Source organism: Bradyrhizobium sp. ISRA464 (assembly GCF_029910095.1).
Taxonomy (GTDB): domain Bacteria; phylum Pseudomonadota; class Alphaproteobacteria; order Rhizobiales; family Xanthobacteraceae; genus Bradyrhizobium.
This window is the reverse complement of sequence record NZ_CP094526.1, coordinates 4060816-4074179: the sequence shown is the minus strand read 5'-3', so window position 1 is coordinate 4074179 and position 13364 is coordinate 4060816. Positions and strand designations below refer to the sequence as shown.

The window sequence follows — 13364 nt, the reverse complement described above, 5'->3', positions numbered from 1 at the left end:
GCGCATGTCGCTGGTCCTAACGCTCGCGTCCCGCAATCTCTTCCACGACCGGCTGCGCTTTGTCGCAACGCTTGTCGGGATCGTGTTTTCGGTCGTGCTCGTGATGATCCAGATGGGGTTATTCCTGGGGTTCGGTCGCATGGTGACGACAATGATCGACCATGCTTCTGCCGATCTGTGGGTATTGCCGAAGGGCGCGAAATGTTTCGAGGATCCCTCGCTGCTGGATCCCAAGCTGCGCGACAAGGTCGCCCAAGTCGATGGCGTCGCGTCGGCGGTCCCGCTGGTCATCGGCTTCTCGGACTGGCGGCTCGATAGCGGCGAGATGACGCCCGTGTTTGTCGTGGGCGCCGATTTGCGTGATGGCGCCATGCAGCCGTGGAACGTGGTCGAGGGCGACGTCCGGGCGCTGTCGCAGCCGGGTACTGTCGTCGTCGATCGCTCATACCACGACCGGCTCGGTGACGTGAAAATCGGATCGACCGCACAAATCCGAGGCCGCCGCGTCAAGGCTGTGGCCTTGACCGATGGAATCCGCTCCTTCACCACGACTCCCTATGTATTCGTCGATCTGAAAAGCGCCCGCACCTACACCGGAACCCCTCCCGACCGCGCCAGTAATCTGCTCGTTCGCCTCGAGCCGGATGCAGATCGAGACAAGGTCTTGCGAGCCGTCCGCGCACAGGTCGGCGATGCCGAGGTGCTCACATCGGACGAATTCCGTGACCGCAGCCGTTCGTTCTGGCTGTTCGGGACCGGGGCCGGCGCAGCATTGTTTGCCGGCGCGCTGCTCGGCGTAATCGTCGGCACCGTGATCGTCGCGCAAACCCTCTATTCGAGCACAAAGGATCATCTGAGCGAGTTCGCCACGCTGCGTGCGATGGGTTCGTCGAACGGCTATATCTACAGGGTCATCATCTACCAGGCACTGCTCAATGCGGTGATTGGATTCGTCATCGCCGCCGCGATCGGCGCCGTGGTCGTTGAGGTGACTGCAAAGAGTGCACTGCCGATCGTCATCACGCCATGGCTGATCGCGGGATTGTTTACCCTGACGGTGGTCATGTGCGTGGCTTCCGCCGTGGCGGCGATCGTGCGCGTGATCCGCATAGATCCAGCAACGGTGTTCATGCGATGAGCAAAATCATCCTCGAAGCCAGGAGCATCAGGAAGACGCTTGGCCGCGGTGCCGGCAAGGTGCAGGCGCTCCGCGGCGTCGACCTGTCGCTGCGGCGCGATGAGCTCACATTGCTGATGGGACCGTCCGGCAGCGGCAAGACCACGCTGCTGCTCGTCTTGGGATGCATGCTGGCACCGACCGCAGGTACCCTCACCGTGTGCGGTACATCCACTTCCAATTCCGACAAGGAAGCCCTCGCCCGGATTCGGCGCAACCATATCGGCTTCGTCTTCCAGTCCTATCATCTGTTTCCGACGTTGACGGCGGCGCAGAACGTGCAGCTCGCGCTGGACATTCGCGGCGAGCATGGCAGGCGCGCGGCAAAAAAAGCACGGGAGGCGCTCAGCAAGGTCGGACTCGAACAGAAGGCGGATACTCTGCCGATGGAACTCAGCGGCGGCGAGCAACAGCGGGTCGCAATCGCGCGCGCCTTCGTCGCCAATCCCTCCATCATTCTCGCCGACGAACCGACAGCTGCGCTCGACGGCGACAACGGTCGAACGATCATGCGCATCCTCGCCGATGCCGCGCACGAGCGACAAAGAGCCGTGCTGGTGGTGACCCATGACCCGCGCATCGTTCCCTTCGCGGATCGGATCGTCGAGATCGAGGACGGCCGGCTCGTCAACGAAGAATCCGGCGGGCCGGAGCGCCTGCGCATGCCGAAGGCAGTCGCGTTCAGGCCGTGAGCCGATAGGCGCATCATGAGCCTGCGCGCCGAAATGCTGCGCTGGGGTCTCCGCATGTTGCTGAAGCGGGGAAGCGAGCCCTTCGATGTCGAAGTCTGGCGAAGCAACATGCGTCGTATGGAGCGATGGGTACCGCGCCCGCCCGGCAGCACGGAAACGGTTGAGGTTCAGGCCGGTCCAATCAGATTTCATCGGATCACGACACCAGCGTCGCGGCCGCAGCGCAACGTGCTCTATCTCCACGGCGGAGCCTACATTTCTGGCGCGCCAATCTATTATCGGCATTTCACCTGGCGGATTGCCAATGCGACCAAAGCCTGTGTCTGGGCGCTGGAATACCGCCTGGCGCCTGAACATCCGTTCCCCGCCGCGCTGGAGGATGCAGTTGCAGGCTTTCTCTGGCTCGCCGAGAGGAAGACCGACACGAGCGAGCTCTTTGTAATGGGGGACTCGGCAGGCGCAGGACTGTCGCTGTGCCTGCTGTTGAAGCTGCGCGATGAGGGTAAACCGCTTCCTCACGCGGCCGTCGCGATGTCGCCGTGGACCGATCTCGCCCTCACCGGACCTTCATTGATCGAGAATGCAGCCTCGGATCCGATGTTGAACGCCGACGATCTTCCGGAATTTGTGCGGCGTTATCTCGCCGGTGCCGATCCGCGCACCCCGTATGCGTCGCCGCTTTATGGCGATCCCTCCGCGCTGCCGCCGGTTTTAATCCAAGTCGGCAGCGATGAGATATTGAGGGACGACGCGGTGCGTATGGCCAGAGCGCTGAAACGGGAGAATCCATGCAGCCGACTGGCGATCTGGCCGCGAATGCCGCATGTGTTTCAGCTCTTTGTCCCGGTGCTGCCGGAAGCCCATGGCGCGATCGCGCAGATCGGAGATTTCATCTCGGATGTGCGGTGCGCGCCGGGAGTTCGTCGGCGCGCAGCCACCTAGCCTCCGTTCCCGTTTTCGCCGTTCTCTTCCTCCGGGATGTGCTCGACCGAAACGACATGCTCGTCCTCGGCGGTGTCGAACACGATCACGCCCTGGGTCGAACGGCCGGCGACGCGGATGTCGGCCACCGGGCAGCGGATCAATTGTCCCTTGTCGGTGACCAGCATGATCTGGTCGGCGTCCTCGACCGGGAACGAGGCAACCAGCTTGCCGTTGCGGTTGTTGACGCTCATCGCGACGATGCCTTTGCCGCCGCGGCCGGTGGTGCGGTACTCGTAGGACGAGGTCCGCTTGCCGTAACCGTTGACGGACACGGTGAGCACCACCTGCTCCTGCGCCGACATCTCGACATAGCGTTCCTGCGAGAGCTGGATCGCGTTCGACGTCTCCTCGCCCTCGGCCTCCGCCGGCTCCTCGGCAGCCGCCTCGCCGGCGACGGCGCGACGCATCTTCAGATAGGCCGAGCGCTCGTCGGACGTGGTCTCGACATGGCGCAGGATCGCCAGCGAGATCAGCTTGTCGCCCTCGCCGAGCGTAATGCCGCGCACGCCCATCGAGGTGCGGCCGGTGAAGACACGCACGTCGGTGACCGGGAAACGGATGCACTGGCCGCCTGCGGCGGTCAGCAGCACGTCGTCGCGCTCGGTGCAGATCTGCACGTCGACGATCGCCTCGCCGTCATCGAGCTTCATGGCGATGATGCCGGAGCGGCGGACATCGACGAAATCGGACAGCTTGTTGCGGCGGACGTTGCCGCCCGTCGTCGCGAACATCACGTCGAGATTGCCCCAGGAGGATTCATCCTCGGGCAAAGGCATGATGGTGGTGATGCGCTCGCCCTGCTCCAGCGGAAGGATGTTGATCAGCGCCTTGCCGCGCGCATTCGGCGCGGCCATCGGCAACCGCCAGACCTTTTCCTTGTAGACCTGGCCGCGCGAGGAGAAGAACAGCACCGGCGTGTGCGTAGAGGCCACGAAAAGGCGGCTGACGAAATCCTCATCGCGCGTCTGCATGCCGGCGCGGCCCTTGCCGCCGCGACGCTGCGCCCGATAGGTCGACAGCGGCACGCGCTTGACATAGCCGGCGTGCGACACCGTCACCACCATGTCCTCGCGCTGGATCAGGTCCTCGTCCTCGACCTCGCCTTCCTGCTCGACGATCTCGGTCCTACGCGGGGTGGCGAATTCGGCCTTCACCGCGGCGAGCTCGTCCTTGACGATACCCTGCACGCGAGCACGCGAGCGCAGGATGTCCAGATAGTCGGCGATTTCGACGGCGAGCTCGTCGAGCTCCTTGGAAATCTCCTCACGGCCGAGCGCGGTGAGACGCTGCAGGCGGAGGTCAAGGATATGCCTGGCCTGCTCGAGTGAAAGCCGGATGGTGCCGTCGGGGTTGATGCGGTGGCGCGGATCGTCGATCAGCGTAATCATCGCCTCGACATCCCTCGCCGGCCAATCGCGCGACATCAGGGCTTCGCGGGCCGTGTTCGGATCGGGCGAGTTCCGGATGACGCGGATCACCTCGTCGATATTGGCGACCGCGATCGCAAGACCGACCAAGAGATGGGCGCGGTCACGCGCCTTGCCGAGCCGGAATTTGGTGCGGCGTGTCACCACGTTTTCGCGGAAGGCGACGAAGATGCTGAGCAGATCCTTCAGCGTCATCTGCCGCGGACGGCCGGAATCCAGCGCCAATATGTTGGCCGGGAAATTGGTTTGTAGCGGCGTGAACCGATAGAGCTGGTTCAGCACGACATCCGGCATCGCTTCGCGCTTCAGTTCGATCACGACGCGGAAGCCATCGCGATCGGATTCGTCGCGGAGATCGGCAATGCCCTCGATCTTCTTCTCGCGGATCAGGTCACCGATCCGCTCGACCATGGTGGCCTTGTTCACCTGGTAGGGGATCTCCGTGATGATGATCGCCTCACGGTCCTTGCGCAGGGATTCAACCGAGACCTTGCCGCGCATTACGATCGAGCCGCGGCCGAGATGATAGGACGACCGGATGCCCTGGCGGCCGAGGATGATGCCGCCGGTCGGGAAATCCGGACCGGGAATGATGTTGATCAAGTCGTCGATTGTGAGCGCAGGGTTGTCAATCAGCGCCACGCAGGCGTCGACGACCTCGCCAAGGTTGTGCGGCGGGATGTTGGTGGCCATGCCCACCGCAATGCCACCCGCGCCGTTGACCAGCAGGTTCGGGAACCGCGTCGGCAGAACCGACGGTTCCTGCTCCGAATTATCGTAGTTCGGCTGGAAGTCGACGGTGTCCTCGTCGATATCCGCGAGCACGGCCTGCGCCGCTCGCGTCAACCGCGCTTCGGTATATCGATAGGCCGCCGGCGGATCGCCGTCGACCGAGCCAAAATTGCCCTGGCCGTCGACGAGGGGCACGCGCATGGAAAAGTCCTGCGCCATGCGCACCATCGCGTCGTAGATCGATTGGTCGCCATGTGGATGATATTTACCGATGACGTCGCCGACCACGCGCGCGGATTTGACGTACTTCTTGTCCGGCGTATGCCCCTGCTCGTGCATCGAGTACAGGATGCGCCGATGCACCGGCTTCAGTCCGTCGCGCGCATCGGGCAGCGCACGCGACACGATCACGCTCATCGCGTAATCGAGGTAGGACTTTTTCATCTCGTCGAGAATGGAAACGGGACGAATGTCTGAGGGCCCCGGCGGCTCGCCGGGCTTGTCATCTTCGGGTTCGGACAAAGGGGAAATCCGGTCAGTTCTACTGGAGAATCATATAGCGCATCGAAGACCTGAAAACCACCCTCGCCCGGCTTCGGAAAGCCGTTTTTCCCTTCGTTTTTTCATGGACTTACGGGGTGATCTCTGGATTCGAGGACACCCTGGTCCGAGACGCGTGCGGCGAGTGGCGAACAGCGAATGGAACCCAGTCCCCTACTCGCTATTCGCCATTCGCTATTCGCTTCTTTTGCTCACGGCCCAAGCACCACCGCGTGCATGATGCGTCCGGGCATCAAGGTAAACAGCCCGGCAATGACCAGCGCGCCGAAGAAGATGCCGATCATCGTGAACTTGTGACGGCGAACATCGCGCGTCCGCGCCGCTGCCACTCCCAACGCCAGCATCATCAGCGTGAAGATCGACAGCAGATGGATCGGGCTCCACGGCCCCATCAGACGGATCTGATGGATCCAGAACGAGCTCAGCGCCACGACCAGCATCAGGATCACCCAGATCCAGCCCAGGGTCCGGTGCGGCAACGTGCCCTTGGGCGCGGCGAGCTGAATGGAGCCAAGCACAAAGGCGGCCAGCGCTGCAAAGGCATGGAACGGGATCGCTGGAGCAGCGTCGAGCAGAGGCGCAAGGCTCATGGTGGCAGGCCTTCAATACCGGCCGCAACAACGTCGCTACCGCCGCGCCAATGTAAATATCATTAACATTGGCCTTTGTCAAAGCGCAGAATTCACCGCTCCGCTTCGTGAAATAGGTTCAATATATCAATAGATTATCCTAATATATTGCTATCTGACGTGAGGATACGAACGCGACACATCAAGCCACAGTTCCGCGAAGCGATCTTCACGGAACTGCGCCTGACAGGGTTGTTCGAAAGGTGACAATCCCGTTCAGAACGGGATGTCGTCGTCCATGTCGCTGTTGCGGCTGCCGGCGGCGACCGCGCGCCGCGGCGCCGAACTTGTCGGACCGGCCGATCCAAAATCGTTGCCGCCGTCGTCGGAGAAGCTGCCACCTCCGCCGCCGCCGCGCCCGTCGAGCATGGTCAGGTTGGAGTTGAAGCCCTGCAGCACGACCTCGGTCGAGTACTTCTCGACGCCGCTCTGGTCGGTCCATTTGCGGGTCTGCAACTGGCCCTCGATGTACACCTTGGCGCCTTTCTTGAGGTACTGCTCGGCGACCTTGCAGAGGCCCTCGTTGAAGATCACGACGCGGTGCCACTCGGTCTTTTCCTTGCGCTCGCCGGTGCCCTTGTCGCGCCAGGTTTCCGAAGTGGCGATGGAAAGGTTTGCGATCGGACGGCCGTCCTGCGTCCGCCGGATTTCCGGATCCTTGCCGAGGTTTCCGACCAGGATCACCTTGTTCACGCTTCCCGCCATCGCTTCATCTCCACTCAAAACCGGGCGGCCGGACATCGGCCGCCACTCTCAACCTTCGCCACTTACTGCAGGCGTCGAACGCCCCTATACGCCGACGCCGCCCCGCCGCCTCCGCCATTCGCACGGCCACTCAGCGGTTATCCCCACATATAGCATCGCCCGGCGAAATGTTCCAGCTTTGTTCCACGCAACCAGCCGTAGCAAGAATCTTGGTTACGGATCGCAGGCCGGCTCCGCCGCAAAAGCCGCTCCAACTGCCAGAGCCTCAGAAAAAATATAAACAAATCATAGTCTTGCCGAGACCGAACTTCTTCCGCGAGTGTGGCATTTGGGAGACGGCCTTTTCGGTTGAATCGGAGTATAGGTTTGATTGGATGGCGCGGGCGCTCGCGTCGCCGCTTCGGGACCAAGGGAAGCGGAAGGGGTGGGAGATCGATCATGAAGAAATATTTGCTGGCTACGGTCGCACTGATTGCATTTGCTGCGCCGGCCGCTGCGGCCGACCTGGCCGCGCGTCCTTACACCAAGGCGCCGCCGCCGATGGTTGCCGCGGTGTACGATTGGAGCGGTTTCTATATTGGTGCCAACGGCGGCTGGGGTTCGAGCCGCAACAGTTGGGACTCGGTCCCGCCGTTCCTGGTCGGCGCGGAAGGCAGTCATGATGCGACCGGCGGCGTGGCCGGTGGCCAGATCGGCTATCGCTGGCAGGCCGGCACCTGGGTGTTCGGCCTTGAGGCACAGGGCGACTGGGCCGACCTGAAGGGCAGCAACACCAGCCTGCTGTTCCCCGGCTTCGTCAACACCTCGAAGATCGATGCGTTCGGCCTGTTCACCGGTCAGATCGGTTACGCCGCCAACAACGTCCTGCTCTACCTGAAGGGCGGCGCCGCCGTGACCTCGAACAAATACCGCATCAACGATCTCACCGGCGCGCTGTTTGCGAGCAGCGGTGACGACACCCGCTGGGGCGGCACGGTTGGCGTGGGCCTCGAATTTGGCTTCGCGCCGAACTGGACGGCCGGCGTCGAGTACGATCACCTGTTCATGCAAGATCGCACCCTCGACTTCACCTCGCCGGCGACCGGCGTCATCGTCGGCAGCGATCGCATCCGTCAGGACGTCGATCTCGTCACCGTCCGCGTGAACTACAAGTGGGGTGGCCCCGTCGTCGCGAAGTACTGATCGCGCGATCGGATTTCTTGGGGACGAAAAGGCCGGCCTTGTGCCGGCCTTTTTGTTGGCCTGATGGTTGGGTCGGGCGCACCGCGCTCCCTCCAATTGGGGCGGTCCCCGTTGCCGCAAAACACTGATCGCGCGATCTGACGAGGCCGCGAAGGGCCGGCCCGATGCCGGTCTTTTTGTCCCGGGCCGCTTTCAGTTTCGGATCGGCCTGCGCGGCGCGCGCGTCTGCAGAACTCCTTCACACGTTAAGGAGTTGTGAAGACGGAACCAGCGCAACTTGTTGGCGACTGTGGCCGCTCAGCGACAGTCCTTCCGCGAAACACATGGTAATGTTTGTTCCCAAGTGCAGAGCTTTTCTCAGGAAGGGGGATCCCATGAAGAAGTTCCTGGTCGCAACGGTCAGCATCGCCGCTCTCGGCATTACCTCCGCGTCGGCAGCCGACCTGGCCGCGCGTCCTTACACCAAGGCGCCGCCGCCGATGGTTGCCGCGGTGTACGACTGGAGCGGTTTCTATATTGGTGCCAACGGCGGTTGGGGTTCGAGCCGCAACAGTTGGGACTCGGTCCCGCCGTTCCTGGTCGGCGCGGAAGGCAGTCATGATGCGACCGGCGGCGTGGCCGGTGGCCAGATCGGCTATCGCTGGCAGGCCGGCACCTGGGTGTTCGGCCTTGAGGCACAGGGCGACTGGGCCGACCTGAAGGGCAGCAACACCAGCCTGCTGTTCCCCGGCTTCGTCAACACCTCGAAGATCGATGCGTTCGGCCTGTTCACCGGTCAGATCGGTTACGCCGCCAACAACGTCCTGCTCTACCTGAAGGGCGGCGCCGCCGTGACCTCGAACAAATACCGCATCAACGATCTCACCGGCGCGCTGTTTGCGAGCAGCGGTGACGACACCCGCTGGGGCGGCACGGTTGGCGTGGGCCTCGAATTTGGCTTCGCGCCGAACTGGACGGCCGGCGTCGAGTACGATCACCTGTTCATGCAAGATCGCACCCTCAACTTCACCTCGCCGGCGACCGGCGTCATCGTCGGCAGCGATCGCATCCGTCAGGACGTCGATCTCGTCACCGTCCGTTTGAACTACAAGTTCGGTGGCCCGGTCGTCGCGCGCTACTGATCGTAGGAGTTGATGCTATTCAGCGAAAAGGCCGGCCTCGCGCCGGCCTTTTTGTTGCCCGGAGAGCACACGCCTGTGCCCAGCCGGCGTTCTGGGCTGCACGTTTCCCGTGCATTGTTGTTTTCCGGAGACACACGTCCCAGCTTATCCGTGTAGAAGCGCGCCAACGTCACGCAACACTGCCGTGACGCTCCCTTCGAGGGCTTGAAGGGACAACAAGAAGAATGGGACTGGGATTTTGAAAATGAAGACCGTTTTGCTGGCGTCGGCCGGCTTGCTTGTTTTGAGTGCGTTTGCTCCGGCCTCGGCCGCGGACATGGCGGCGCGTGCGCCCTACGTCAAGGCTCCGCCGCCCGCCGCGATCTACAACTGGACCGGCTTCTACATCGGCGGCTTCGGCGGCTATGCGAGCGAGAACACCGACGCTTCCCCGAAGATGAGCGGCGGCTTCGCCGGCGGCACCATCGGCTACAACTGGCAGGCCGGCAACATCGTCTACGGCCTCGAAGCTGACGGCGGCTGGGCTGACGTCGACGCCTCGGTCACGGCGCTCGGGATCACCACCAAGAGCCGCATCGACTCGCTCGGCACCGTGCGCGGCCGCATCGGCTTCGCGGTCGACAAGGTGCTGTTCTACGGCACCGGCGGCTACGCCTGGGTCGACAACAAGATCAGCGCCACCGCGCTCGGCGTGACGGTCTCGGAGAGCCACTTCCATTCCGGCTGGACCGTCGGTGCGGGCATCGAGGCGTTCTTCGCTCCGCAGTGGTCGGTCAAGGGCGAATACCTCTATCGCAGCCTCGGCAGCGAGAACTATTTTGGCGTTCCCTCCGGCGATCTCAACCTGCACAGCGTCCAGGTCGGTGTGAACTATCACTTCGGCGGCCCGATCGTCGCGCGCTACTGATCGAACTTCACGACCCTGTCGTGACCTTCACGACCGTGGTGACGAAAGGCCGGCCTCGCGCCGGCCTTTTTGCTGTGGCAGGACCGTGCTGCTGACGGCTGCTGCCATCCGGCAAACTATCCGTTGATGGACCCAACACGGCACTGGAAATCCGCTGCCGTTCTTCCTACGTTCCAGTCTTCACACAGCCATCGGCGCAAGGTCCCGGCATCACCGGTGACGCGCGCCCAAAAGGCGCAGCATCAGGCGCCCGGAATTGCCGCAATGGATGAAGTGCTGAAGTCGAAGCGCCAACAGACCGCGGGCTCCTCGTCGCGCGCCATCACGATCCGCGGCGCGCGCGAACACAACCTGAAGAACATCGACGTCGAGATTCCGCGCGACAAGCTCGTGGTGTTCACGGGCCTGTCCGGTTCGGGCAAATCCTCGCTCGCATTCGACACCATCTATGCCGAGGGCCAGCGCCGCTATGTCGAGTCGCTGTCGGCCTATGCGCGCCAGTTCCTGGAGATGATGCAGAAGCCCGACGTCGACCAGATCGACGGCCTGTCGCCGGCGATCTCGATCGAGCAGAAGACGACGTCGAAGAACCCGCGTTCGACGGTCGGCACCGTCACCGAGATCTATGACTACATGCGCCTGCTGTGGGCGCGCGTCGGCGTGCCGTATTCGCCGGCCACCGGCCTGCCGATCGAGAGCCAGATCGTCTCGCAGATGGTAGACCGAGTGCTGGCGCTACCCGAAGGCACCCGGCTCTATCTGCTCGCGCCGGTCGTGCGCGGCCGCAAGGGCGAATACAAGAAGGAGCTCGCCGAGTACCTGAAGAAGGGTTTTCAGCGCGTCAAGATCGACGGCACCTTCTACGAGCTCGCGGACGCGCCCGCGCTCGACAAGAAATTCCCGCACGACATCGACGTCGTGGTCGACCGCATCGTGGTGCGCCCAGACCTCGCCCAGCGCCTCGCGGAAAGTTTCGAGACCGCGCTGAAGCTCGCCGACGGACTGGCCGTGATCGAATATGCCGACGCACCGGCAGCTAGCGCGACCGAGGACAAGAAGAAGACCGCCAAGATCCACGACAAGAGCGGCCCCGAGCGCATCCTGTTCTCGGAGAAGTTCGCCTGCCCCGTCTCCGGCTTCACGATCCCCGAGATCGAGCCGAGGCTGTTCTCGTTCAACAACCCCTATGGCGCCTGCCCCGCCTGCGGCGGCCTCGGCGTCGAGCAGCATGTCGACGAGGATCTCGTGATCCCCGACAAGGAGCTGACCTTGCGCAAGGGCGCGATCGCGCCCTGGGCGAAGTCGTCCTCGCCCTATTACATCCAGACGCTGACCGCGCTCGGCAAGCACTACAAGTTCACGCTCGACACCAAGTGGAAGGACCTGCCGAAGAAGGTGCAGGCCGCGCTGCTGCACGGCTCCGGCGACGACGAGATCAAGTTCTCCTACGAGGATGGCGTCCGCTCCTACGACACCAAGAAGCCGTTCGAGGGCGTGGTCACCAACATCAACCGCCGCTACCGCGAGACCGAGAGCGAGTGGGCGCGCGAGGAACTCGGCAAATACTTCTCCGACATCCCCTGCGCGGGCTGCCACGGCTACCGGCTGAAGCCCGAGGCGCTGTGCGTCAAGATCGGCGGCAAGCATATCGGCGAGATCGCCGACCTCTCGGTCAAGCGCGCCGGCGAATGGTTCGAGACGGTGCCGGAGGCGCTGAACGCGCAGCAGAACGAGATCGCCGCGCGCATCCTGAAGGAGATCCGCGAGCGCCTGACCTTCCTGCTCGACGTCGGCCTGAACTACCTGACGCTGTCGCGCTCCTCCGGCACGCTGTCCGGCGGCGAGAGCCAGCGCATCCGGCTGGCGTCGCAGATCGGCTCGGGACTGACCGGCGTGCTCTACGTGCTCGACGAGCCGTCGATCGGCCTGCATCAGCGCGACAACGCCCGCCTGCTCGACACCCTCAAGCGACTCCGCGACCTCGGCAACACCGTGGTCGTGGTCGAGCATGACGAGGACGCGATCCGCCTCGCCGATTACGTGCTCGACATCGGCCCCGGCGCCGGCATGCACGGCGGCCATATCGTGGCGCAAGGCACGCCCGACCAGATCATGCGCAATCCGAAGTCGCTGACCGGCAAGTATCTCACCGGCGAACTCTCGGTGCCCGTGCCGGATCGGCGGCCGCCGAACCACCGGCGCACCATCAAGGTCGTCAACGCCCGCGGCAACAATCTGAAGAACGTCTCGGCCGAGATCCCGCTCGGCCTGTTCACCTGCGTCACCGGCGTCTCCGGCGGCGGCAAGTCGACGCTGCTGATCGACACGCTCTACCGCGCCATCGCCCGCAAGCTCAACAATGCGAGCGAAGGCGCCGCCCCGCACGACCGCATCGAGGGGCTGGAGCATATCGACAAGATCATCGACATCGACCAGTCGCCGATCGGCCGCACGCCGCGCTCCAACCCCGCGACCTATACCGGCGCCTTCACGCCGATCCGCGAATGGTTCGCCGGCCTGCCCGAGGCCAAGGCGCGCGGCTACGAGCCCGGGCGCTTCTCGTTCAACGTCAAGGGCGGCCGCTGCGAGGCCTGCCAGGGCGACGGCGTCATCAAGATCGAGATGCACTTCCTGCCCGACGTCTACGTCACCTGCGACACCTGCAAGGGCAAGCGCTACAACCGCGAGACGCTGGAGGTGCTGTTCAAGGGCAAGAGCATCGCCGACGTGCTCGATATGACCGTCGAGGAAGCCGCCGAGTTCTTCAAGGCGGTGCCGCGCGTGCGCGAGACCTTCAAGACCCTGCACCGCGTCGGCCTCGACTACATCCATGTCGGCCAGCAGGCCACCACGCTGTCGGGCGGCGAAGCCCAGCGCGTCAAGCTCGCCAAGGAGCTGTCAAAGCGCGCCACCGGCCGCACGCTCTACATCCTGGACGAGCCGACCACCGGCCTGCACTTCCACGACGTCGCAAAGCTGCTCGAGGTGCTGCACGAGCTGGTCGCGCAGGGCAACACGGTGGTGGTGATCGAGCACAATCTCGAGGTCATCAAGACGGCAGACTGGGTGATCGACCTCGGCCCCGAAGGCGGCGACGGCGGCGGCGAGATCGTCGCCTGGGGCCCGCCGGAAGACATCGTCAAGGCACCGCGCAGCTACACCGGCAAATTCCTTGCGCCAGTGCTGAAGAAGGCGAACAGCAAGCCGCGGAAGAGCAGCGCGAGCGAGGCGGCGGAGTAGCGTTGGC

General features: G+C 63.7%; 10 protein-coding genes. 7 read left to right on the top strand and 3 right to left on the bottom strand.

Annotated features, from left to right (window positions below; translation table 11 throughout):
* Positions 1-4 precede the first annotated feature (4 nt).
* The 3 genes from MTX19_RS19175 to MTX19_RS19165 are packed head-to-tail and all read left to right on the top strand — an operon-like array spanning position 5 to position 2811.
* Complete coding sequence (locus MTX19_RS19175) at positions 5-1138, top strand: ABC transporter permease (RefSeq protein ID WP_280978828.1); 1134 nt, start codon at positions 5-7, stop codon at positions 1136-1138.
* Positions 1135-1869, top strand: coding sequence for an ABC transporter ATP-binding protein (locus MTX19_RS19170; RefSeq protein ID WP_280986108.1), 735 nt, complete (start codon positions 1135-1137; stop codon positions 1867-1869). The genes MTX19_RS19175 and MTX19_RS19170 overlap by 4 nt, the downstream gene beginning before the upstream one ends.
* A gap of 15 nt (positions 1870-1884) precedes the next feature.
* On the top strand, positions 1885-2811 hold the full coding sequence (locus MTX19_RS19165) for an alpha/beta hydrolase (RefSeq protein WP_280978827.1): 927 nt from the start codon (positions 1885-1887) through the stop codon (positions 2809-2811).
* On the opposite strand, the gene gyrA is transcribed toward MTX19_RS19165, so the two are convergent.
* The 3 genes from gyrA to MTX19_RS19150 form a co-directional block, all read right to left on the bottom strand.
* Positions 2808-5534, bottom strand: a complete 2727-nt coding sequence (gene gyrA / locus MTX19_RS19160; protein WP_280978826.1) for a DNA gyrase subunit A — start codon at positions 5532-5534, stop codon at positions 2808-2810. The two genes, MTX19_RS19165 and gyrA, sit on opposite strands and share 4 nt — an antisense overlap.
* Before the next feature lie 230 nt (positions 5535-5764).
* Entirely contained in the window at positions 5765-6163 is a 399-nt protein-coding gene (locus tag MTX19_RS19155; RefSeq protein WP_280978825.1) for a DUF2306 domain-containing protein, read from the bottom strand.
* A 255-nt stretch (positions 6164-6418) separates the two neighbouring features.
* Positions 6419-6907 (bottom strand): single-stranded DNA-binding protein, encoded by a 489-nt coding sequence (locus tag MTX19_RS19150; protein WP_280978824.1) that lies wholly within the window; start codon positions 6905-6907, stop codon positions 6419-6421.
* Positions 6908-7345: 438 nt separating this feature from the next.
* Between MTX19_RS19150 and MTX19_RS19145 the strand changes: the two genes are divergently transcribed.
* The 4 genes from MTX19_RS19145 (at position 7346) to uvrA (ending at position 13357) form a co-directional block, all read left to right on the top strand.
* Positions 7346-8089: an outer membrane beta-barrel protein gene (locus MTX19_RS19145; RefSeq protein WP_280978823.1), complete on the top strand. Its 744-nt coding sequence runs from the start codon at positions 7346-7348 to the stop codon at positions 8087-8089.
* Between the two features lie 374 nt (positions 8090-8463).
* Positions 8464-9210 (top strand): outer membrane beta-barrel protein, encoded by a 747-nt coding sequence (locus MTX19_RS19140; protein WP_280978822.1) that lies wholly within the window; start codon positions 8464-8466, stop codon positions 9208-9210.
* Between the two features lie 244 nt (positions 9211-9454).
* Positions 9455-10117, top strand: coding sequence for an outer membrane protein (locus tag MTX19_RS19135; protein WP_280978821.1), 663 nt, complete (start codon positions 9455-9457; stop codon positions 10115-10117).
* A gap of 264 nt (positions 10118-10381) precedes the next feature.
* Positions 10382-13357: an excinuclease ABC subunit UvrA gene (gene uvrA, locus MTX19_RS19130; protein ID WP_280978820.1), complete on the top strand. Its 2976-nt coding sequence runs from the start codon at positions 10382-10384 to the stop codon at positions 13355-13357.
* Positions 13358-13364 lie beyond the last annotated feature (7 nt).

Bases quoted from the DNA above. Each gene is read 5' to 3' on its own strand.
- MTX19_RS19175 (WP_280978828.1), top strand. From the start codon at position 5: ATGTCGCTGGTCCTAACGCTCGCGTCCCGCAATCTCTTCCACGACCGG.
- MTX19_RS19170 (WP_280986108.1), top strand. From the start codon at position 1,135: ATGAGCAAAATCATCCTCGAAGCCAGGAGCATCAGGAAGACGCTTGGC.
- MTX19_RS19165 (WP_280978827.1), top strand. From the start codon at position 1,885: ATGAGCCTGCGCGCCGAAATGCTGCGCTGGGGTCTCCGCATGTTGCTG.
- MTX19_RS19155 (WP_280978825.1), bottom strand. From the start codon at position 6,163: ATGAGCCTTGCGCCTCTGCTCGACGCTGCTCCAGCGATCCCGTTCCAT.
- MTX19_RS19150 (WP_280978824.1), bottom strand. From the start codon at position 6,907: ATGGCGGGAAGCGTGAACAAGGTGATCCTGGTCGGAAACCTCGGCAAG.
- MTX19_RS19145 (WP_280978823.1), top strand. From the start codon at position 7,346: ATGAAGAAATATTTGCTGGCTACGGTCGCACTGATTGCATTTGCTGCG.
- MTX19_RS19140 (WP_280978822.1), top strand. From the start codon at position 8,464: ATGAAGAAGTTCCTGGTCGCAACGGTCAGCATCGCCGCTCTCGGCATT.
- MTX19_RS19135 (WP_280978821.1), top strand. From the start codon at position 9,455: ATGAAGACCGTTTTGCTGGCGTCGGCCGGCTTGCTTGTTTTGAGTGCG.
- uvrA (WP_280978820.1), top strand. From the start codon at position 10,382: ATGGATGAAGTGCTGAAGTCGAAGCGCCAACAGACCGCGGGCTCCTCG.